The organism is Bifidobacterium bombi DSM 19703 (genome assembly GCF_000737845.1).
Taxonomy (GTDB): domain Bacteria; phylum Actinomycetota; class Actinomycetes; order Actinomycetales; family Bifidobacteriaceae; genus Bifidobacterium; species Bifidobacterium bombi.
The window spans coordinates 180,187-202,344 of the sequence record NZ_ATLK01000002.1; the positions used below are offsets into that span (position 1 = coordinate 180,187).

Genomic DNA, 22,158 nt, shown 5'->3' on the forward strand with positions numbered 1-22,158 from the left:
TGGAGCGTTTTGTTATATATCGTGAAGTCTCAGATGGTGACTATTTCGCAATATCGGTGAGGTAGCGTGCATAAAGCAGAGAATATCCGTGTCTCCGTGTCGTAAACGTGAGTCTGTTCTTGTGAGTACGCTAATGGGCATAACTCAGAGTTGTGTGAGGAGAAAAATCCGTACAATATCGGCATAAATAATTAGGAGAGGAAAGAGAATGACGTTTTATGGCATTTCGTATCTTAAATCTCAAAACGGCGTGAACCAGATTGTCACCATCGCCGTCATAGTGATTTCATTCATTGCGTTGGCTTTGTTTTTGATGCTATATCTGCGCCATAGGCAGTCGAAATACCGGGATTTCGCGGTGATTGCCTTGCTGTTGGTCATCCTCAGCACAGGTTATGGATACGTGCACTACCGGCAGAACGAAACCGCATCGGCAAAGGCTACCCAAATGGTGGATTTCGTGCAGAGCGTTGCTAAGGACCGTCATGTATCGACCGAAGACGTCTTGGTCAACTCAAGATACCTCAACAACGATGTCATCGTGAAAATCAAAGATGATTACTATACCGTCACATTGAACACCGATTACACTGTCTATACACTTACGCCGGCTCACACGCTGGGCGATATCCAGGTGAAGCAGTGATCTGCTCTCGTGAATACCTCCCCAAATAAATAACCATCAACGAAATCGTATTTTTCATATCCTTAGGAATATCTTCGAAAGGCGGCGGTCATGTTCATCAATGCCACACTCATAGCAAAACTCGTATTGGGGATTGTCTTCCTTATCGTCCACATCAATCTGTTTGGGAAAAGCAACCTGGCTCCCACTTCGCCGATGGACCAGATTCAGAACTACGTACTCGGCGCCATTGTGGGCGGTGTGATCTACAACGCCGACATCACGGTGCTCGACTTCTTCTTCGTGCTTGTCACATGGGCCTTGCTGTGCATGGTGATCAAGGTTCTCAAAGAGCACAACGGCTTCTTCAAGAAGATCATCGACGGAAGCACGGTGAGCCTGGTCACGAACGGGAAGATAGATGTGTCCTCATGCATGAAATACGGCGTCTCGGCCAACGATCTGATGCTCAAGCTGCGTTCGCAGGGCGTCTATGAGATTTCCAAGATACGCAAGGCCTATTTTGAGCAAAGCGGCCAGCTCACGGTCATCTCGTATGGCGACGACATGCTGCGCCTGCCGCTCATCGTGGACGGGCACGTCGATGAGGATGCACTGGAGGCTACCGGACATGATCAGGAGTGGCTTGACGCTCAGCTTAAGAAGCAGGGCTATTCGCAGATAAGCTCGGTCTATCTGGCCGAGAATGATTCCGGAAAGCTGAAGATAACCGGCTACAACAACTGAGGTTTGTGCGCGGTGGCCGTCTGATTATGTGTAGACGCACAGCCCGGCACATAGACTACCCAGCAACGTTTCCCAGCCGGTGTGGGACCGGCTAGAAGACCACCTGGTGGGGTGTGTGCACGTTGTGTTCAGTCGTCAGCCAAAGGGCTTCTCGCAAGATGCGTGGTGCTGATCATATGCGCTTCCTATTGATGTAGTTGTCTGGATGAAGAATCTCTTGGCAAAAGGGGGCGAGATCAGCGATTCGCTGTAATCGGCACGCGCACGCACAACGAACGCGGTTCAACCGTGAACATGATGTGTTTGGTCTCCTGAAGCGTATCGCCATCCACCTGTGCGAGCGCCGGTGTCTCCAGCCGTACTTCGGCGCTGATGCCCTGAAGCTGGTCGATGGTCGAGTTGGTGGTCCAAGGTGCCTGTTCGGCTTTGCCGGTGATGGTCTGATGCATTACGTCGCCAAACAGGTTCACCCAGCCAAGCAGCCCGCCTCTGGTATCGATGATCTCGAAATCCAGCACGCCATCGTCATACACGGCGTTGGGCATGAGGGAGAACACCGGAATCTGTCCGCAGTTTCCGCTCATGAATGTGCGGAACTCCAAGTCCTCTTTAGTATGCGTAGTGCCGTCGGCGGTGGTGAGGCTCATGCTTCCACGATACTTGGGAGTAAACATGTTCTTCATGCCGCCTGAGAAGTAGGCGAGCCAGCTGATGTTTTTCTTCAGTTCGGGGCTGGTGTCGTCTATCATTCGGGCGTCGAAACCGATGCCTGCGATAATGAGGAAGGCGTGCCCGACCTTCCTTTCCTTCTCACTGTCGAGTAGACTCAGACGCCCTACGTCCACCATGCGTTCCCCGTGGGAAGTGGCCACGGTGAGCGCGGCCTCGATGTCGTCCACGGGAATGCCCATGTTGCGGGCGAAAAGGTTACCGGTTCCGATGGGTACAATGCCCATGGCATGCCCGGTTCCCGCCATGGCGCTTGCCACGGTGCGCACGGTGCCGTCCCCGCCCACCGCGACAACCACACTCGCCCCGTCGGCCAACGCCTGCCTGGCGCACGCGTATCCGTCACGTTCGAGCGTCGTGTCGATGAATACGAAATCCGTTATCTCGCGCCTGCGGCAGAAACGTTTGATCTGCATGCGGCATCGCTTGGCCTGCGGCTTGGAGGGATTCATGACGAACGCATAGCGAACCTGGTCGTCCTCTCGTTTATTCAGAACTTGCGCGCGTTGATGCCGTCTGTATGCGTATCTGCCGAAACATACGGCCACGACGAGCACGACGGCGGCGATTATCGCTGCCGTCACTATGATCGCGGTTCTCGACATGGTTGCCATCCTTACAGATGTTCGGCTATGTTTTTAACTTGTTGCTTTCTCAGCAGTGTAATACTCGCCTATTACCTTCATGTGACGCGTTCCCCGTCAGCTGTTTACGCATACAACGGGAATCACCCCTCATGTGGATGACGGGCCTACTCGCTGCCGTGTCGGCTTACAGAAGTACCCTTAAAAGCATGTTAGATATCCAATTTATCCGTGATCATGCAGATGAAGTCAAGGAATCCCAGCGTCGGCGCGGTGAGTCGGTGGAACTGGTCGATGAGGTGCTTGCATCGGATGCTCAGCGGCGGACGGCGCTCAAGGAATTCGAAGACGCCCGTGCACGCCAGAAGGCGATGGGCAAACAAGTCGCCCAGGCCGGCGCCGAAGAGAAGGCGGTGCTGATTGCCCAGACCAAGGAATTGGCGGGTCAGGTCTCCCAGTTCAAGGAGGAGGCGGACAAGACTTCCGCCGAATATACCAAGGCCATCTGGCAGCTCTCGAACCTGGTGGAGCCGGAAGCTCCCGAAGGCGGCGAGGACGACTACGTGGTAGTCAAGAAGGTGGGCAAGATCCGCGATTTCGCGGCTGAGGGCTTCGAACCCAAGGACCATCTGACGCTGGGTGAAGGCGTGGCCGGAATCGACATGAGGCGGGGCGCCAAGGTCTCCGGTTCGCGCTTCTACTTCCTTCGCGGTGCGGTGGCACGACTTCAGATCGCCATGCTCACCATGGCGGTCGACCAGGCGGAGGCCGAAGGATTCACGCTGGCCATCACCCCAACGCTGGTGCGTCCCGAGGTCATGGCGGGCACCGGATTCCTCAACTCGCACGCCGATGAGATCTACCGACTTCGCGAACCCGACGACCAGTACCTGGTCGGCACTTCCGAGGTGGCGCTCGCCGGCATGCATGAGAACGAGATTCTGGACCTTTCCAACGGACCCCTCAAGTACACCGGATGGTCGAGCTGCTACCGGCGCGAGGCCGGTGCGGCGGGCAAGGACACTTCCGGCATCATCCGCGTGCACCAGTTCGACAAGGTCGAGATGTTCGTCTACTGCAAGCAGGAGGACTCCCGCGCCATGCACCGCAAGCTGCTGGCCATGGAGGAGGAGATGCTTGCCAAGGTGGATGTGCCCTACCGCACCATCGACACGGCGGCCGGTGACCTCGGCGCCTCTGCTGCGCGCAAGTTCGACAACGAGGCCTGGGTGCCCACCCAGGGTCGGTACCGTGAGCTCACCTCCACTTCGAACTGCACCGAATACCAGGCTCGCCGTCTGAACATTCGCGAACGCCTGGAGGACGGTACCACAAGGCCCGTCGCCACGCTTAACGGCACGCTCGCCACCACGCGCTGGCTCGTGGCGATTATGGAGAACCACCAGAACGCCGATGGCTCCATCACCATTCCGCAGGCCATGCGTCCGTATATGGGTGGGCGAGAGGTCATCGAACCCACCAAGTGGGAGGCCTGAGTCTTCCGCAATCGTCCTTGTGATGAATATCTGAACCCGTCGTAGTCCTTGCGGCTGCCGGCGGGTTCTTTCTAGTGTTGTGTCACCCAGCCTTGTGTCGCAATCGTGATTTGACGTTTTTGATTGTTGGCCGATGGCCGCCGACGGGCGCTGATTGCTGATGACCTGTGCGTTATGGTTTCTGGCTCATGGTTACTGACTGCTGCTTTGTAGGGTTAGGGTTCGTTGTTGTAGCTGGGTCAATACAAGGGGCGTCATCGCTTTTCCTCTTTATTCATCGGCTTCGTGGTGCCCTTCCTCTTTTTCGAGTGTTGAGGGTCGGGCCGTGTTTCGTGTTGTTGTCTGTCGGTGGGAGTTTGCTATAATTCTTCAGTTGCGTATTTCGGTGTATGTCGATTGACGCAACATGGACAGGTGTCTGAGCGGTCTAAAGAGACGGTCTTGAAAACCGTTGTGGAGCAATCCACCGCGAGTTCGAATCTCGCCCTGTCCGCAAATGAGGGTTTCGGGTTAACGCTCGGAGCCCTTTTGTTTTGAAAATAGTGGCCTAATAATTTCGGCTTTGTGGGGAGTGCTTCAATCCTAGGTGGTGAGATCGCCTACCAGTGCGTGCAGAGGATTAAGAGGATGGCTAAAACCCGTAGGGGGCACCTGATTTGATTCGAAACAGGTCTATACGCCACAATCGCGTCACGATATAGTGCGGTGTTCATAAAACAAAGGATGGACATCATACCCGATAAAAAGGAAAGGCCGAACCATGAGACAGCTGCCTGGGGGAGCCGATCGTGGTGATTGTCGCTGTCGTTGATGGCTGAGGCGGACAATATCGCCACGTACATCATGCTTATGGACCGTATCGGTTATCTGCGGACTACCTCGGGCAGGAACGGTCTACGTTAGGTAAAAGTCTGCCCGGCATTGTTTCGTGCGGATTCTTTATCTTGTATGCTTTTGTCATCTCAAATATCATTGGTTGTTCGATAGGCGAATAGCTTCATATTGCCAACGAATGATAACCAGTGGTAATCACTTTAATCTAATAATTTAGACAGTTTTAACTTAACAATCTTCATTCTTCACCTTCTTTTGTTATTATTTACCTCAAGTCGACTTTGCTGAATGGCAGCGAAGTAAAAACGGGGCGATTTGAGAGCTTCACCGTTGTTTTTGTCTTTCGATCTTCTCTGTTGCCTACGGAAAGGCTTCTCGAAATAGCGCTGGCTGTGACCTTTGGCATAATTGGATATCGATCGTTTTACCGATCAGTCTAAGGGAGGCACGGGCTGCTCTCTGTGTGAAAGCTCCTTTTAAGAGAATTACTGCTTTGAGAATAAGCGTGTACCAGAGCCGAGCTTTATGAAAACACTTTCCGAACAATCTGGCCACATCGGGTTGAAAATAGGTCTCGAATTAAACCGATGGTATCATTGCATCGATGAGTCGTATCCGCCTTCGGGGTTTTGTTCCTTAATTATTACATCGATCCAGCCTGTCGAACCGTCGGGGGCAAGAGTGCCACTATTCATGATTCTTGAAGTAATGCAGTAACTGTCTATGCAATGTTTACGCCAACCATGATCCGGTGTGCCTTCACTTGTCAGTTCGGTGGTTCTTAAATTTAGATTGGTGGCTAAGCAGCCTATATTGTAATCAGCAAATTGAGAAGGATAATTTATGCGTAAAGTCATTTCTGATTGGTCATCCGAAAGTTGATATATAAAGTTAGTCTCATCAAGAAGTGACTGAGGGCTACATTCCCAGTAGGCACGTGCGATGTCGGTTTTTGGATTCGTCTGTGAGCCTTCAGGTGCATAGCTTTGAGCTTGTGAACCGTAACCCCCGTGCTGTCGCTCTTCAAGTTCATGCTCGCGCTTTTCAAGCTGCTTCGCGGTGTCGTTTGATTTGCCTTTGCCATCAGTTTCCCCATCGAAAGCTTTGTTCTGATGAGAAGCTTCCGATAAGGAATTTGCCTTTGCTGGTGCATCAGTCTTATGGAAGGCTGCATGCAAACCGATTGTCAGCAATGTCAGTGACAATAGCAAACCAATTAGAGCTGCGATGATGACACCATGCCCGCGATCTTGTTTTTGCTCTTTCATTTTCTCTATCATCGCTTTTCTTTGGAATAACTGCCTATACGCATAAGGAAGAGGTCGTTTTCTGCGTCCAATTCGCCTTCTCGAGACTGTAAATGGGATATCTCTGCTTGTATCCCTTCCAATTTTGCGAGCTCAGCTTCATAAGTGTCTTGATCCTCATTGGCTTGTGCGGTAAGTTGATTAAGCAAACTCTGTTCTGCTTGTTGCTCATCGGCTCGCCGTTTGCATACATCTTGGTACTGTCGAGCTTCCTCGGGAGTCTGTGCATAACCACTTTGCATCGCTCTTAACATATTCCGAATTGCCGTAGGATCGCTGTATCCAGATGGGAGCATGTTTTTCAGGGCGGCAGCGGCGTCCGCAGTACGATCTGCGGCCTTTTTTTGCTTGTTCGTAGTCATTGGTGAACTGAGGGATAAGCTTTTCGACTTTGGAGCGGTGCATATCCTCAATGATGGCGTACAAAAAAAAGGAAGGTTGCTACGGCGGCACCAACGGAAGCATAATTCCATTTTTTCATAAGCGAGCAGACCAGAATCGTCCCAACCAGAACGATGAAGGCGACAACAATAGCCAAGTCTGAATTTGTGGATAGGGAGTCGCTATCGCTTTGTACCAAGTCTCTCTCTTGTTTCTTTTTCTCGCTGACATTTTCAGCCTCGCTTTGTTGCTCAATCTGTGTCAGCTCTGCTATAAGTTTCGCGCGCTCAGATTCAGTCCTGTTCATCGAAATTTCCTTTTGCAATTTCGTTGGGATCGTCGCCATGCTGTCGAATAATATCCCGCAGTCTATCGTTTTTCTTTTGGAGGGGCTCAACCCGAGTTTGCCATTCTTCTAATGTTTTCCCGGCTTCGATGATATTGACTGTCTTTAGAGGATACGTCTTTTCTTTATAATATGCACTACGTTGCCGCTGTTCAGCCTGATCCTGTTGTAGTTGCTGTATGGCTTGATGATGTTTTCTGACCTCATTAAGCTCCATCGCATCGCCAAACGAAAGCCGTTCGTCGCCTAATATGTCAATGATGTTGTTCAGTTCGTCGGCATGACGGTATTCAGAGGGGATGAGGTCGAGCTCAGGGTATTCTCGGTGCATCTTGTTAAGTCCGGCTGCCAGTTTTCGTTCCTGACTCCTGACCTCAGGGAGCTCCTGAAGTGCAGCGTTGCTGTTTCTACCCGCGAGAATCGCGACCGGAACCATGATTATGCCTACGCAAAACACGATAATGGGAATCCATAATAGTCGATGTGGCAGCACTCCTAGTGCGCCCAAACTGGCCGCGGTCAAAAATGCCGCCATGTTTAGTTTTCTATAATAGAAATCCAATGCACCTTGATATTCGGAGAGAGCTGCATGCACCAGAACATTTTTGGCTTGATTCGCCTTATCTGCTGCCTCGGCCACTGGAATCATGTTTTTCAGAAACTTGATTAATTCATCATATGAATATTCGTCGATGAACGATACTTTTTTGGGTGACTCAGCCATTCATCCCCCTACGATTATCGCAAATGCATTATTACGATAATGCTGTTTCGTTGCGCAATATTGCATCCTGTTTCCCGCCTTGTGTGGCATTCGATATTGTTTTCGTTGAAGTCCGAATTTGTAAACATGAGCATGTCCTCTCTTCAAGATCAAGAACTCTCAGAATTGGGTGATTTGAACTGTCTCAATGTGCTCGGTAGATCGGGAATGTGGTGGCTATACGTTTATACTGCTTGCGTTTGCCGTCCTCACTGTTTTCTATGCGTTTGAACACCCCCACGAACCGATACTCCGAAACTCGAGTTATCGGATCCTTACTTCTTGCAAAAGTGATACGAATATCATCATTCTTTACTTCATCGACGACATCCCTATTCTCGTTGTATTCGTAGATGAGTTCCCAATCCTTCGACAGTTCATTGTTCCAGCCCCGAGCCACTGCCTTGTTCGCTACTGCCAATTTAGGGAACCAAACCGCGTATTTGTCTCCGTAAAGAGGTCTCATCCGCGAGGGGATAAACCAAGTCGTTTGAAACCCTTTGTAATTGGCATCGCACAAAAGATTAACCGCGTCAACAATCCTGGGGAAACCGATGTCGTTCGAAACGTCTACTTCGTTAAGGTCGTGGTAAAACTTAATATAGCTTTCCGGTCCGCACCAAGGGGTGAACTTTCCTTGTTCTTTCTGGCATCTAACCTTTTCGGCAATAGAGTCCACACACTTATTGATTTCGGCCTCCACTTTTTCATATGGCTGATTCACTTTGATATGAATCGGATAATACTCGTTTTCGCCTTCTTTAATTTGCCTGAGCACTTCGGCTATGGTAACTTCGCGGTCCGCGTCTTGTTGATGCTGAGATTCGTGATATGCTTCATCGCATTCCACGCCAACCATAATTTGGGGAAAATAGAGATCAATGAAGGAATAATGCCCGTCTCCGTGTAAAATCGGCTGTTGAGTGACAGGCTTGATATCGTCTGCGCCCAATCTATTCCAAATTGCATTTACCACGTAATTTTCGTAATCTTTACGTTTGGTTCTAGACAACGTACGAATCAAATAATCCAATTTATCCATTTTATTCTCCTTATAATCCAATTACAGAATACTAAAATTCAAGGTTTTGTCTTTTGGGTACTGCTCGGGAATGTGCTGTACGCGACTTCAGAGGGAGGAAATCATCGAACTGCGTTCAAAGATTCGTGGGTTGGGTTCCTTTTCAGTTTGTGCGATCGGCATTGTTCGTAAGCTTCAACAGTTGTCCTAGTGATGTGGCGGTCAAAATGTAGTGTAACAGCATAACTCTGAATCCAATCTATTATTATCCTTTAAACAAGGTATCTTTTATAAAAGATAATAAGTTAAAGGCTCAATCTTGTCAAATCGGAATAAATAGAGACATATTATTTGGTCATAACAGACAATTTTAGGGGTTGCAGACTAATACTCAAAGAAGGCAGTGGTCTTTTGTGAAGTCGATTGGAAGGTCCTTGCTTATTCCATGCATGAGTACTTCAACCCCCGAGTGCATGAGGCTGCAGTCGTACTCATTGCCTATCCAGGTTAAGGAATTTGGTGTCAGGCTTCACCTTAGATGGTGCGAGTATATCCATTTCATCAAAATAAGCAATCGGGTTCTTGGAGTTATTGCGGTCGAGAATTTTGCCAAGCCATGCATCATAAGTTCCATCGATTGGTTCGCCGATGAACCCCATGCGCATGTCCTTACGTTTAATCAATCCGCGAATTCTGGCTACACATACCACAACATTGTAAGGATTAAGGATGATGGCCAAATCGCAGCGCACTGCCCTTCCTGGCTCAATCTTCCACCAGCTGTTACCGGCATGCCAGACATCTACGGGGGACATACCTTCTTTCCATCCGATAAACTCCCGATAACCACCCTCGGGAAGCGGTTCATGCCGAACCGGTTTGCGGGGTCCCAATTTCATAGTGACAATCTCGCTCAAAAACTCACTCCAGTCACATTCACTCCTGCCCAGCAGAGGCTCGTACTAGTTAATTTCATCATAGCTAATGAAGGACTCGAATAAAAACAAATACTCGCCCAACGAACGTTGAACAAAGGTGAACTCGGCATTCCAGGTTATGGATCGGGTATATCTTGTACGGACAGATTGATGACTGGATTTTAAATGATGGCTGCCGGTTTTGCCGTTAGTACTACTGCAGCGCTTGAAGAATTGGAGAAATGCTAACAGAAAAGCGTACATCTTTGCTGCTTAAGAAGACCACTGAAATGCTAGCTAAGATTCCCGTTCCGTCAGTTGCGTATTTCGGTGTATGTCGATTGACGCAACATGGACAGGTGTCTGAGCGGTCTAAAGAGACGGTCTTGAAAACCGTTGTGGAGCAATCCACCGCGAGTTCGAATCTCGCCCTGTCCGCAAATGAGGGTTTCGGGTTAACGCTCGGAGCCCTTTTGTTTTGCCGAAAAGCCGGTGGCCGCCACCGGTTTCGGCTCTGTTCCCACTTTTTCCTGAAGCGTATCTGTAACACTTCATAAACACGAATACAGCTCGAATCAGATTACATGTGTGCTTAAAAGTAGCATTTGCAACGAGAAGTCGGTCAGCAAGTTTCCGGATACTTGCTATGCTTGCTGTTCCCGGAAAGCGCCTTCCAGACACCCGGAAACATGTCCGCGAAAGTTTCTAGGTGAGTGCACCTAAGAGAAGGCATGCCATAACCGTGATACGATTCCCAGAGAGGTACTTTTTGAAGATGCGTATAGTTGTCATGGCATGTCTGTGATTTTACGAAGGTAAGTCGAAGCTTTTAATCGTTTGGCTTTCCTGGGGCTACCAACTTCCGTCGACGATGGTGCAAGGCAACTTACGTCACTAATAGAAAAACTATGCGTGGTGACCGCGATCGAGCATTTAGTTAAGCATGTATAATTCTCAACCAAGACTCGAACGGTATAAAGAATGCGGTTCAGCTAATTAGCCAGTTACTTGAATCTGAGTAATGAATATTCGGTGAACAGTCATTTTGGTGCAATCCATAAGGCAAACTGTCTTAGTATCAGCCCCCTGATCTTGCTCCGGCACGACTATCTTGAAGGATTTAAGCGGTTTACCAGCAGGCACTGTTGGGTAAAGCTTTCTGGATGATTATCTCCCGAAGGGATCATATATGCCCAATATATGGACAGATATTGCAAAGTGACAACCTTCTGCTATAATCTATCTATACATAAATTGTGTATTACATATGACGACAAGGAGTCGCCATGAAACATAAATCTTTAACACGGAAACTATTTACTGCAGTTGCCATTCTGACTATTCCTGTCATTTGTACAAGCACGGCATCGGCATCACCCGTGTCCTTTATGGGCAAGACTGAAGTCATTGCGCAGAATGCTCTGCGCGGTGCCGACGCTGTGGGTATTGATACCGCAGCAGATATTAATTTCACTTCATCCTCCGATGAGATAGTTGCCACTTCTAAAGACGCAAGCATCAAACTCGAAAAAGAGGGGAATAGCGCTCAAGTCACAAGTCAATCTGGAGATACTTTAGTTTTGCCAGAGGAGGCATCTGGTAATGTCGGCGTATCGGACGGCACCGGAGTGGTTGCTGGCAAGAACATGACGGATTTCGCTGTGAACCTTTCTGAAGAAGGCAACACGCGAGTTACTAGTGTATTGAATTCGAAAGAAGCACCAGAACGCCTTGATTACACTTTTGCGGATGCCTCATATCTTACAATCGAGGAAAATGGTAGTGTCACGATATACGACAAAGACAACCAGATTAGTGGTGGTGTTGAAACACCATGGGCAGTCGATGCTCAGGGCAAGAGTGTACCAACCCATTATGAGGTCAACGGGAATGTTCTTACTCAAGTTATTGAGCACAATGCTAATGATTACGCATATCCCGTGACTGCTGATCCCAGCTGGAGCGCAGCTTTTAAGTGGTTGGGGAGGGGAGCGAAATTCCTCGCAAAGAAGGTTGGGCCGGGCGTTGCAGTCCTGTGCCTGGCTGGCGCCGGGTGGGCATGGTACCGCTCTGACGCTCGTGGCTGGGTTCGTGTTGGCGATGCAGTTGTGGGGTGTATTGCATAATGTCTAATAAACCATTAACTATCGCTGTCAGCTTTTTCGCCGTAGCGTTAATCCTTGCCCATATTATATCGTTTGTCACTGGTTCACAGTTCTGGGGTACATGCACTTACCCCGCAGTTTGGGTAGTGATGATCATCTTTATGGCAATAGAAAGCCGATGGAAACACGATAAAGACTAGCATCTTTTGAAGATACCGAAATTCAAGTTCTTCAATACACGGCTGAAGGCTACTCCACTGACGAAATCGCCAAGTCGCTGAACATCAGTACAGCTACTGTTCGCTCCCATACCAGAAACATTCGAGAAAAATTGGGAGCAAAAACCTTAAGCCACGCTGTAGCGATATGGCTGATGCGAGACGCTTATGAATCAAGGTGCTGTGTAAGTTGTGACTATATCCCCGAGAATCTAGATAGTGCTGTATCCAAGTTGAGCGATGGCGCTGATTTGTGTATAGCGGATGTCGATGCCAGTCTTGCATTCTTAAGGGAATAGGAGCCCGCCCCACTGATATCACTGTACTCGGGGATGACATCATCGAAGTCATGATTCACTAGAACTGACCTAACACAGCGGTATTCTATGTCACGTATTTTAGAAAATCTGTAGCGAAGTTACTGGCTGTCATATACTGAAAAACCGATTAAAAAAGAGCCAGAAAATTATCTTATTGAAATTCAGGAATTCTAGCAAGATAACTTTAAACGTTGGAGTTGTTACTGGCGTTAGTTACTTATAGTCTTGTATTTGTCAACTTGAGAAGTAATGAGTGCCTTATAGTAATCGCAGCTTTTCATAAGTTGTTTATGTTCCCCTTCTGCCAAAACTTTACCGTGGTCTATGACGACAATCCAGTCAGCTTTCAATATTGTGGAAAGCCGGTGAGCTGTATAGCAAAGTGTCAACTCGTTTTTATGAGTAGTCAGAAGGTCAATTATCTTTTGTTCGCTCAATCCGTCTAGGCTTGAGGTTGGCTCATCCATGACGAGTAAACTAGGATGATGCAAGAGTGCTCGGGCTATGGAAAGCCTTTGCTTTTGGCCTCCCGATAAGGAAAGACCTTGCTCGCCAACTGGTTCATCCAGTAAAGAGCGACGGCTTGTTCGCGCAAGTTCTGTCAGACCAACCTGTCTGAGCGCTGTCATCATTTCCTGATCAGAGTATGAGACATCTCCTAAATCCAGATTATCGCGAATCGTACCTGTGGCTAGTACTGAATTCTGGTCGACATAACTGACGTAATTACGGTAAGTAGATAGATTAAGATTGGAGATTTCCTCTCCATTGATCGTAATACTTCCTGATTGCGGTTCGTAGAAGCGTTCCAGCATACCTAAACATGTGGTCTTGCCACCACCAGAAGAGCCTACTATCGCCGTTATCTTGCCTGCGGGAATAGAGAAAGAAATGTTGTTCAATGCGTTTGATCTACAATCTGGATAGTGGAAAGAGATTTCTTTAAAGTTGATTTGTGGAGGGACAATAATCTTCTGTGTTGCACCGTTTCGCGGACTGACCTCTATACTCGTTACCTCTCTCTCAAGCTCCTGCAAGCGTGTTTCTCCGGTGATTGATTCTTGAATAGAGGAAATAGTTTGCGATATCCCTGTGATAGACGATGAGAAATAGGAAAAATACATAATAAACGCGACAAGGTCCGCGAACTGCAGAGTGCCTTTGGCCATTTGGTAGGAAGAAAAAGAATAGTCCCGATACTGGCAAACTGCATGAGTACCCGAATGATTGGTCCTAACGCTCCTAGAAGCAAGGATAGACGGTATGAGTATGTATATGATTCATCTATCGCTTTTTTGCATTCGCTCCATATTCAGATGTAAAGCGTTATAAGCTCTGAGAACCCGATTAGCGGATGTTGCTTCTTGAACTATAGCGGTCATGTTCATTTGAGCATCCTGAATGTGTTGTTGCCAGGATTGCAGAGGCTTGGTAGATAAGGCCATGACTAATAACGCAATAATTGCTATAGATATTCCAATCATGAACGCAGATACGTCGAGATAAATTAGTGCGATGGTAGCACCGGCACCGAGAATAATGTTCTCGATTAGTGATATCGCGTTGGAAGGAATTGATTCGATCAATTCAGTATCGTTCGCTATTCGTTGTGAAAACCATGTTGGTGATTTACTTTCCTGAGTGAGGACCGGTAACGAAAAGAATTTTTTGCTTAGCCTTATACGAGCATTTCTAACTATTGACTGACCGTATTTTCCTTCCAACATCTGTTGTAGAATGGATAAAATCATGATAGCCAAAATTGCTATTATAAATAGACAAATCGGTCGTACTGCTTTTCTATGGTTTTGTACAGAAGCTATAAAAGCGTCACTGATTCCGGGTTGAGCGAGTGAGACGCACTGGGTTAGTGCACCTAAGAGAAGGCACGCCATAAACGTGATACGATTCCCAGAGAGGTACTTCTTGAAGATGCGTATAGTTGTCATGGCATGCCTGCGATTTTATGAAGGTGGTCAGTATTCGAGGGTCTTGTAGGCATGGTTGCCGTAAACGATCAACATGATGCCATAGAAGAGGAACAAGACAAGAGACCCTATTAATGCCGGGCCGTTGCCGAGATGCTCGGCGACTGTACCATAAGCGTTCGGCAGGAAATAGCATAGTGTTCCCAGCAATGGGGCCACCTGTGAGACGAGAACATAGAGTATCGAGACGAGCATGGTGACGCCGATGCCACAGTGCTGCGATAGTGCCGCGGCGACAAGAATACACAATACGCACGCAAACAACGTGCCCACGATATCGAATACCATACTGAGGTCGGCAAATGAGGCGGGCAGGAATCTGCCTGATGTGTAAGGCAGGTGGATTAGATACAAATAATACGTGGCGAAGCTGAAAACAAAGGTCAACACAACATAAATCAGGTATACTGCCGACAATGCCGCAACTTTAGACAAGAACACTTTGGTGCGATTGATGTCCTTGTAAAGGAACAGGGTCCCTGTATTCGCCTCGGTATAGAAAACCGTGATTGCCAGATACACGAGGATGATCATTGGCAGGATAATATCGTATTGAACTTTCATTACCGCGCCAAAGAACGTAAGAAAGTCCATCGATCCCGCAGGAGCATTGAGCTGCATGAAATTGGTGTTGAAAAGATTGACTATTGGTAGCAGGACGGGAAAAAGACTGAAGCAGAACAGCAAGATTGCCTCTTTGGTCCTGATGAGGTTTCTAAAAATGAGTCCGGTCATTATCTCGTCTCCTTTCCGAAGAGCTGGTTGAGCTGTTGCTTCTTGTTGATGCTTTGTACGCCACAGGTGATGGTGAGTTCCGACAACACGTTATTAAGCGAACCCTTGCTGGTATTTACTGACAGGATTCTCCCGTCATCGGAAGCACTAATGACTTCCGGATGCATTTTGGCGAAGTCCTCATAGTCATCAATCGGCCTCATCAGAGTGATGACTATGATATCCTGATTCTGTCCGCTGATTTCCTGTTTGAGAGTACCGGCTTCAAGGAACAGATATCGTCCGCAAATCTCCTCAAGTTCAGCAAGCTGATGACTGGAAATCAAGATTGAAGTGTTGCGATTGTTGGCCCATTTTTTAAGTACACTAATTAAAGCCTGCATGCCATCTGGATCAAGACCGATAAAAGGTTCATCAAGAATCATGAATTCAGGTTCATCCACCATGCATATTGCCAATGCGAGCCGCTGCTTCATGCCAAATGAGAAGTCCTTAGGCTTTCTGTTACGTTTGTTCCAGAGATCGACCAGCTGTAGTGTGGGCTTTATATTTGACACGTATTTGGATTTACCATGCAGTTTTAAATAGAACCGAAGATTATCCTCGGCACTGAGATAGGGGTAAAAGACCGCTCCGATCATGATGCCAAACGGTTCCAGCAGATTATCAGTGGAGAAAATATCCTGCCCACCATATTTAACGATCCCCTCAGTAGGCTTCTGTGATTTCGCGATCATCTTCATCAGAGTGGTTTTCCCTGCGCCGTTCTTACCGACCAGTCCTACGATTTCACCCTTGCCTACGGAGAAGTTCACGTCCTTCAGTGAAAAACTATCGTTGCCTTTGTATCGTTTGCTGAGATTAATGACCTCAAGCATGGTCACCTCCTTGCCTTCATAAGTGCGTGAGTTAGGTATTGTACGGAAAAGTTCAATAGCAATACGAAGATTGGCTGAGAACAAAAACCCTCTTAAACAGCTCATTCATTTTTTCATTTTTGCGCCTTCCGTTATGGATTTCTTGTTGTTCCCGGTGTCTCCGTGAATTAAGAGCCACACTACGAGTTGGAGGCTCGGCGAAAACGGCAAAAAAACGACTTAATGCACATATGTGTATCGAAAAGACTGAGCTCTGCACAAGTGTGCATCACTGTTTTAAATCGCTCTGGCAAAGACGATTCATTACTTACTTTATGTGTGTAGCAAGTGACGTTCTCAAAATCTGAGGAGCTATGATGAAAAAGATAATAACGATTGTTGTCTCATGTGTTGCGGCAATGATGATGCCGTCAGCGGCAATGGCATCGCCTATCCAGCTTTGTGAAGAGGAACAATCGATCTCAGCCGTGAATGGTCCCCATCTTATGAATTGGGATAGCTGGGCAAAATGGTTTAAGCAGCATTGGTCATGACGGGTATTTCAATATGAATGAACCAATTGCCGTTTTCTAGGTGCGTCCGCATGACACCGCCAAGACGTTCGACGGCTTTGCGATTTGAGTTAAGGCCTAGGCCATGCTCAACGCCAGCTAGCGGCTGATAGAGTTCGTTGCCCTTCAATGAGGTCGTGTTGGTTTGCGTCAATGAGATTTTCCTATCCGACAAAGCGACCAGGAGAGAAAAACTGTCCACACCGGGAATCGTGTGTCTCACGATATTCGCATACAGTTCACGAATGCAATCCGTCACCAACTGTGCGGTGTCTCTGGTCAAGCTGCTGCAGGTACCTTTGACCGCCGCTTCTCCCTGATAGCCGATTCTTGATATCGCTTGCTGCTCATCGGTCACCAGAGAGTATATCGCTGATACCATGTCTGCATCATCAGGATTGAACGGCATACCATCATCGGCATTCTGGAATGCCTCATCGTGCTCGCCAACTTTTAGCAGATCCACAACATGATGCATGTTGTTTAGAGCTGATTGCGATTCCCTATAGACCTGGACCATTGCCTCCCTTGGCTTTTGAGCTAGCTCAGGATTGTCTTTCCACTGCCATGACAGGATGGCTATCGACGATAGCTCACGGGTGATCGAATCATGGATCTGCTTGGACAGCTCTTGATTCATGGTGAGTTGCTTGACTTTGTTTTTCATTTGTTCTTCGTTGAACAGTAATTGCTGCTGCCTTCTCGCGTTGTCTTTCTGTCGCAGAACAATCCCGATTGATATGGCGGTACAATATAAACCACCAATGATGGCGCCATTAGCAAAAGCGTCTGTTCCGTCTCTCTTCAAAGTGGACAATATTTCGCAAACAGAGACACATATTGCAATAATAAATGGCCGAAGACCGGGGTAAATATATGCCAGGTATCCTATTGAAAAGAAGGGTACAAGCATAGATGCAGACACGTGGATGGGTATGATATCGACAATGCAGTAGGTCAGTATTTGCAGCAAGCAAGAGGGCAGCGGGAAAGGGACCAGACAGATACTGAATACGAGCTGTGCTGCTATCACTACATATGAAAGGCCATCATGCGGATGACGGACCAATGCTTCCAGCACGACGACAAGGCAGGAAAACGCGGATACGACCGCGGTGCCGCTACGCTCATGAAACCTCTTACAGACTGTGCCACTGATCTGATTGATCCGGTTTCGCAATGGCATGATGCGACCTTTCAACAGGTAATTACCCTTTCATACTGTTATAATACTATTATACCCGATGTAATATTCTTAGTATTCTTACAGTATTGGCAAGTACGAATTGAGAGGTGCAACGATGTCCCAAACAGTTGAAGTCGGGGTTCTGGACAACGATCATATGTCGCTTGAACGTATCGTTTCGGTGCTTCCTAAGCTTTTACCTGGTCTCATTGTTCTATGGAGTACCACTAGTGCTGATGAAGCGATTAGGAAAGTCCTTGATCCTCAATGGCGACCGGCATTGTTGATAACTGACGTGGAGCTTGATGGCACCACCGCCATGCATGTCTGTCGAACAATACGAAAAGACGATGATTCGATTCCCGTGCTTGCCATGAGTTCCTTTAGCCCTAAAAAATATGCGGCGCAGTTGGCTCAGTCGGGGGCGCAAGGCTTCATGGTTAAAGGTAACATGAACCAAATGGCAGCCGCCTTACGCAGCATAGCTATGGGACGAACATTCTCACCGCTGCCCGATGTATCGTTTCCTAGCCCAAGTCGGGCGTATCAGCAAGAACAGAAACAGCATGAGACGGATACGATCGACCACCTTAGCGATACCGAAATTCAAGTTCTTCAATACACGGCTGAAGGCTACTCCACCGACGAAATCGCCAAGTCGCTGAACATCAGTACAGCTACTGTTCGCTCCCATACCAGGAACATTCGAGAAAAATTGGGAGCAAAAACCTTAAGCCACGCTGTAGCAATATGGCTGATGCGAGACACTGATATAAGTCAAGGTGCCGATGCATAGTCGATTGCGGCGGTACAGAGACTCGGACCGGTGTCATGTTCAAGTCGAGCGATGGAGTTGAGAAGGGTGTCTGGATGTACCAGATCAGGCACGAAAACCGCTATTAGACCGCCTCAATCCAGCAAAAAGCACATACCAATATCATTGCGATACATGACGTTATACGTATGTAAGTGCAGCTTATTACGTTACGCAACATGTATGTAAGTCACATCGTTTATGGGGGAGTCGGGACATCACCGTTTCAGTCCGGCGAGGCCGTCAGGAAGCAAGTGTCTCCGGAGACTTGCTATGCTTGCTGTTCCCAGAAACCACCACTAAAAGTCTCAACTCATTATCTTTTCCCTCAAGAAAGTTGTATAATTTAAGTGTTCTATAGGAAAGCTAAATAGAACACTTAAACAAGGGAGTATACGATGAGGAACATTATTAAAAAAACGTTAGCCCTAGTGACGGGAATTGTTTTGGCTTTCAGTGGTTTTACTGCCACAGCGAATGCTCAGACGATTAATGAAGAAGCTCAGATACAATCCGGATCCCTGATAGTTCTCCCATATGCGGTTTACCAAGTTGCGTTCTAGTAGACCGCATAAGATGAAATGAGGTATTGATCATGATTAATCAAGTACTCATGCAATGCGCAACCGGCTGCATCTTGGTTGCAAGCGTCTTGGCTTTTAGTAATGTATCCCCTAAAAGACGAGACACAAACAAGGGAGCCTCATTAGCGGGTGCTTTCTTTGCTTTTCTCGGCGCCCCTATTGATTCTTCTCAGCCAGATAATTGAGTTCAGGGATAGCGGCCACACTGTGTATCCAGTACACCCGAACCTTATGGAAGAAACTCAACTGTGATTACAGAGACCATGAGACAATGGTCAACGGTTACAAGGATGAAATCTTTCCTGTCCGATTTCGCAGAGCAGCATGAGCCACCGGTATATCTCACCGGTCATTTGCGCTACGCCAAAGCACCTCTGAAACAAGTAAAGCCTAAGAACGAATTCGCGACTACGCTAATTGGACGCATATGCAGGTTCATGAACACACTCCCGAAGTCGGCAAACCAGATTCTCGTCGGTCTCATCGCTGACCTAACGATATATCTGCTAAAGAGTCTAGCTCATCGAAGCGCTACTAGCCGATTGTTCAGCACTGTCTCGACATGCGCCGAACGAGCATGGCAGCAGGTCATCGGTGTGTCTTTGTTCATGACATTCTCCGGATTGCTCAATACCATGACTCACACGATGAAGATCGTGGCGCCCGGCGAAGATTTTCATACAGCTGGAATCGATGTTATTTTTGTTTATTTGGCGCCGGCTTTGATTGTTGCTCTTTCCGGTGTGGTTGCCGGATTATTGATATCGGCGAGAGACCGACAACTCGATTTTGCATTGATTGATATTTCGGGAGCTGATTCATGGCAGCTACGCGCTATTAGCTGTTTGGACGGGTTCTTGATGATGGTCACCGCGGTGTTTCTTTCCTTCGTTGTTGTTCTGATATCCACATTAGCGACAAGTTGTGCTCTGCTGAAGACGGTCGGAGTCTTTTCGTTTTCCATACAGATAAGGTATTGGATTGTCGTTTTTACCGTAGCCGCTTTGATAGGCGCCGTCTCGACAGGCATTCAAGGTTTCAAGGTCAATCGCGATCACTCCGTTGAGCTAATCGCAGCTGCTGTCGGTGAATGATGGTCATTGGTTCAATGAGGCAGGGTGGAACTGCTGAGTAAGCGAGTATGTCATAAAGCTCAATGAAGCGATTGTATTGGGCCTAGTAAGGCCTCGCTGGAAGTCATCCGGCGCAGTAGTTTTTGGGTTCCTTCAGCGCGGTCCTGAATGTGGCCCAGCTGCAGCTGATCGCTAATATTTCGGACAATGTTCGTAATGGGTCCAGTGATCGGCGATTCAAAGCCGTTTGTGTAGCTGCTGCTTTTTATTCGCATGGCTTTTATTGTCCTCGATGTCTTCATTGTGATGACTGTTTCGGCATGCTGCACCTTTGTCTGCTTGCGCTATGAATACGGCTTTCCATTCATATTTTATTCCTGAAGAGCTGCAGCCAGAGGATTCTGGATTAATTGTTATGCCTTACACGCCGCTGGATGGGTGTTGATTTTGTTTCCGCCGTTTTACGAAGACCGGAAGCGATGATCGAGTGTTGACATAAGTGTGTCGCATGGATCTGTATGTAATCGTAAGGAGGCGTTTCTAGTGGGTGCGCATGGATATCCGCCGGAGCATGCCAGTGACGTGAGGCCCGCACAAGGAGTGACGCAGATGAGCGAACACGCGTGATGTTCGCTTCCAGGACGCTTCGCACATAGGTCGTGAGCGCAAACGCGGGGCGTGATTCGGCGGTTCTTTCCCGTATACTGGAGGTTGGAACATCTCCAAGGAAACGAGGCATCATGACAACGATTCTGGTTACCGGTGGAGCCGGCTACATCGGCACGCACACCGACATTGAACTGATGAACAAAGGCTATGACGTCGTAACGGTGGACAACTACGGCAACTCCTCGCCCGAGGCGTTGGACAGGGTCGAGCAGATCACCGGCAGGAAGGTAGTGCGCTATGACGGTGATGTGCGCGACGAGGCGCTGATGGACCGCATCTTCACCGAGAACAAGATTGACTGGGTCATCCACTTCGCCGGACTCAAGGCGGTGGGCGAGTCCGTCGCCAAACCGATAGAGTATTACGACAACAATCTGTACAGTACTTTGGTGCTGCTCAAGGCGATGCGTAAGCATGACGTCAGAAAGATCATCTTCTCCTCGTCCGCGACCGTCTATGGCGACCCACAGTCCCTTCCCCTGACGGAGGAGAGCCCCACGGGCGGCACCACCAACCCGTACGGCACGTCGAAGCTGTTCCAGGAGCAGATCCTGCGCGACGTGTATGTTTCCGACGATTCCTGGACCATCGTCCTGCTGCGGTACTTCAACCCTGTCGGCGCACATGAGTCCGGGCTTCTGGGTGAGGACCCGAAGGGCATCCCCGCCAACCTCACTCCATACATCGCCAAGGTCGCGCTCGGCGAACTCAAGGAGGTGCAGGTGTATGGCGACGACTACGACACCCCGGACGGCACCGGTGTGCGCGACTACCTCCATGTGGTCGATCTCGCCAAGGGCCATGCCGCGGTCATCGACCATGTAAAATCGACCGGCGTATACACCTACAACCTCGGCACCGGTCATGGGTACTCCGTGCTTGAGGTCATCAAGGCCTACGAAAAGGCCGCCGGGCATACGATTCCCTACGTCATCAAGCCCCGCCGTCCCGGCGACGTGGCGGCCTGCTATGCGGACTGCTCCAAGGCCGCCCGTGAACTTGGTTGGAAGGCCGAGCTTGGCATCGACGAGATGGCGCAGTCCTCGCTCAACTGGCAGACCAAGAACCCGAATGGCTTTCGTAAGGACTGATTTCGGAGAATATCAGGATAAATCGATTTTTTTGATTTCGTACTGAATGCGTGCAGCCGCTTCGCTGCCTGTAGAAACGATCGGGAACGGTGGGGCTGCCAATGTTCCCGATCGTTTGTCGTCTGTTTTAGGGAGTCGATCTTTGCCTTGCGTACTGGCCGACTCTTCTTTTGCGCGTTATGCATGCTGTTCAACA

21 protein-coding genes and 2 tRNA genes are annotated in these 22,158 nt (G+C 48.4%); 11 read left to right on the forward strand and 12 right to left on the reverse strand.

The window, feature by feature from the left end; translation table 11 throughout:
• The first annotated feature begins 208 nt into the window (after window positions 1-208).
• The gene (locus BBOMB_RS06915; RefSeq protein WP_044087878.1) at window positions 209-646 is read left to right on the forward strand and encodes a DUF3290 domain-containing protein; all 438 of its coding nucleotides are present in this window, start codon (window positions 209-211) and stop codon (window positions 644-646) included.
• Window positions 647-736: 90 nt separating this feature from the next.
• Window positions 737-1,372: a DUF421 domain-containing protein gene (locus tag BBOMB_RS06920; protein WP_044087879.1), complete on the forward strand. Its 636-nt coding sequence runs from the start codon at window positions 737-739 to the stop codon at window positions 1,370-1,372.
• A gap of 236 nt (window positions 1,373-1,608) precedes the next feature.
• Here BBOMB_RS06920 and BBOMB_RS06925 read toward each other — a convergent pair whose 3' ends face one another.
• A complete protein-coding gene (locus BBOMB_RS06925; protein WP_044087881.1) occupies window positions 1,609-2,715 on the reverse strand; it encodes a diacylglycerol/lipid kinase family protein in 1,107 nt (368 codons plus the stop codon).
• 179 nt (window positions 2,716-2,894) lie between these two features.
• On the opposite strand from BBOMB_RS06925, the gene serS reads away from it, so the two are divergent.
• A complete protein-coding gene (gene serS, locus BBOMB_RS06930; RefSeq protein WP_044087890.1) occupies window positions 2,895-4,181 on the forward strand; it encodes a serine--tRNA ligase in 1,287 nt (428 codons plus the stop codon).
• Window positions 4,182-4,589: 408 nt separating this feature from the next.
• Window positions 4,590-4,674 (forward strand) — tRNA-Ser (locus tag BBOMB_RS06935).
• Window positions 4,675-5,608: 934 nt separating this feature from the next.
• On the opposite strand, the gene BBOMB_RS06940 is transcribed toward BBOMB_RS06935, so the two are convergent.
• The 6 genes from BBOMB_RS06940 to BBOMB_RS06965 form a co-directional block, all read right to left on the reverse strand.
• Entirely contained in the window at window positions 5,609-6,295 is a 687-nt protein-coding gene (locus BBOMB_RS06940; protein WP_044088111.1) for a hypothetical protein, read from the reverse strand.
• Complete coding sequence (locus tag BBOMB_RS06945; protein WP_044093331.1) at window positions 6,292-6,684, reverse strand: hypothetical protein; 393 nt, start codon at window positions 6,682-6,684, stop codon at window positions 6,292-6,294. The genes BBOMB_RS06940 and BBOMB_RS06945 overlap by 4 nt, the downstream gene beginning before the upstream one ends.
• Before the next feature lie 47 nt (window positions 6,685-6,731).
• A complete protein-coding gene (locus BBOMB_RS06950; RefSeq protein ID WP_044093332.1) occupies window positions 6,732-7,010 on the reverse strand; it encodes a hypothetical protein in 279 nt (92 codons plus the stop codon).
• A complete protein-coding gene (locus BBOMB_RS06955) occupies window positions 6,997-7,773 on the reverse strand; it encodes a hypothetical protein (RefSeq protein ID WP_044088113.1) in 777 nt (258 codons plus the stop codon). The genes BBOMB_RS06950 and BBOMB_RS06955 overlap by 14 nt, the downstream gene beginning before the upstream one ends.
• Before the next feature lie 184 nt (window positions 7,774-7,957).
• Complete coding sequence (locus BBOMB_RS06960; RefSeq protein ID WP_044088114.1) at window positions 7,958-8,854, reverse strand: AbaSI family restriction endonuclease; 897 nt, start codon at window positions 8,852-8,854, stop codon at window positions 7,958-7,960.
• A 470-nt stretch (window positions 8,855-9,324) separates the two neighbouring features.
• Window positions 9,325-9,750 carry a hypothetical protein gene (locus BBOMB_RS06965; protein ID WP_044088115.1) on the reverse strand — a complete coding sequence of 142 codons (426 nt, stop codon included), beginning with the start codon at window positions 9,748-9,750 and terminating at the stop codon, window positions 9,325-9,327.
• 353 nt (window positions 9,751-10,103) lie between these two features.
• On the opposite strand from BBOMB_RS06965, the gene BBOMB_RS06970 reads away from it, so the two are divergent.
• The 3 genes from BBOMB_RS06970 (at window position 10,104) to BBOMB_RS08560 (ending at window position 12,372) form a co-directional block, all read left to right on the forward strand.
• Window positions 10,104-10,188, forward strand: a tRNA-Ser gene (locus tag BBOMB_RS06970).
• A gap of 848 nt (window positions 10,189-11,036) precedes the next feature.
• On the forward strand, window positions 11,037-11,876 hold the full coding sequence (locus BBOMB_RS08215; protein ID WP_202961862.1) for a hypothetical protein: 840 nt from the start codon (window positions 11,037-11,039) through the stop codon (window positions 11,874-11,876).
• Between the two features lie 199 nt (window positions 11,877-12,075).
• Window positions 12,076-12,372 carry a helix-turn-helix domain-containing protein gene (locus BBOMB_RS08560; protein ID WP_081867441.1) on the forward strand — a complete coding sequence of 99 codons (297 nt, stop codon included), beginning with the start codon at window positions 12,076-12,078 and terminating at the stop codon, window positions 12,370-12,372.
• A gap of 230 nt (window positions 12,373-12,602) precedes the next feature.
• Here BBOMB_RS08560 and BBOMB_RS06980 read toward each other — a convergent pair whose 3' ends face one another.
• From BBOMB_RS06980 to BBOMB_RS06995, 4 genes are all read right to left on the reverse strand, one after another.
• Entirely contained in the window at window positions 12,603-13,430 is an 828-nt protein-coding gene (locus BBOMB_RS06980; protein WP_162176043.1) for an ABC transporter ATP-binding protein, read from the reverse strand.
• Window positions 13,431-13,673: 243 nt separating this feature from the next.
• Window positions 13,674-14,342 (reverse strand): ABC transporter transmembrane domain-containing protein, encoded by a 669-nt coding sequence (locus BBOMB_RS06985; RefSeq protein WP_044093334.1) that lies wholly within the window; start codon window positions 14,340-14,342, stop codon window positions 13,674-13,676.
• 27 nt (window positions 14,343-14,369) lie between these two features.
• Window positions 14,370-15,116 carry a hypothetical protein gene (locus BBOMB_RS06990; protein WP_044088106.1) on the reverse strand — a complete coding sequence of 249 codons (747 nt, stop codon included), beginning with the start codon at window positions 15,114-15,116 and terminating at the stop codon, window positions 14,370-14,372.
• Window positions 15,116-16,099, reverse strand: coding sequence for an ABC transporter ATP-binding protein (locus BBOMB_RS06995; protein WP_202961863.1), 984 nt, complete (start codon window positions 16,097-16,099; stop codon window positions 15,116-15,118). The genes BBOMB_RS06990 and BBOMB_RS06995 overlap by 1 nt, the downstream gene beginning before the upstream one ends.
• Window positions 16,100-16,347: 248 nt before the next feature.
• On the opposite strand from BBOMB_RS06995, the gene BBOMB_RS08135 reads away from it, so the two are divergent.
• The gene (locus BBOMB_RS08135) at window positions 16,348-16,527 is read left to right on the forward strand and encodes a hypothetical protein (protein ID WP_152570195.1); all 180 of its coding nucleotides are present in this window, start codon (window positions 16,348-16,350) and stop codon (window positions 16,525-16,527) included.
• Here the strand turns inward: BBOMB_RS08135 and BBOMB_RS08140 are convergent.
• The gene (locus tag BBOMB_RS08140) at window positions 16,508-17,731 is read right to left on the reverse strand and encodes a sensor histidine kinase (RefSeq protein ID WP_152570196.1); all 1,224 of its coding nucleotides are present in this window, start codon (window positions 17,729-17,731) and stop codon (window positions 16,508-16,510) included. The genes BBOMB_RS08135 and BBOMB_RS08140 overlap by 20 nt on opposite strands.
• Window positions 17,732-17,846: 115 nt before the next feature.
• Between BBOMB_RS08140 and BBOMB_RS07010 the strand changes: the two genes are divergently transcribed.
• The 3 genes from BBOMB_RS07010 to galE all read left to right on the forward strand — a co-directional run bounded on the left by BBOMB_RS07010 (window position 17,847) and on the right by galE (window position 21,962).
• Window positions 17,847-18,527 (forward strand): response regulator transcription factor, encoded by a 681-nt coding sequence (locus BBOMB_RS07010; RefSeq protein WP_044093337.1) that lies wholly within the window; start codon window positions 17,847-17,849, stop codon window positions 18,525-18,527.
• Between the two features lie 850 nt (window positions 18,528-19,377).
• On the forward strand, window positions 19,378-20,223 hold the full coding sequence (locus BBOMB_RS07015) for an ABC transporter permease family protein (protein WP_152570159.1): 846 nt from the start codon (window positions 19,378-19,380) through the stop codon (window positions 20,221-20,223).
• 719 nt (window positions 20,224-20,942) lie between these two features.
• On the forward strand, window positions 20,943-21,962 hold the full coding sequence (gene galE, locus BBOMB_RS07025; RefSeq protein ID WP_044087778.1) for a UDP-glucose 4-epimerase GalE: 1,020 nt from the start codon (window positions 20,943-20,945) through the stop codon (window positions 21,960-21,962).
• Window positions 21,963-22,158: the final 196 nt, after the last annotated feature.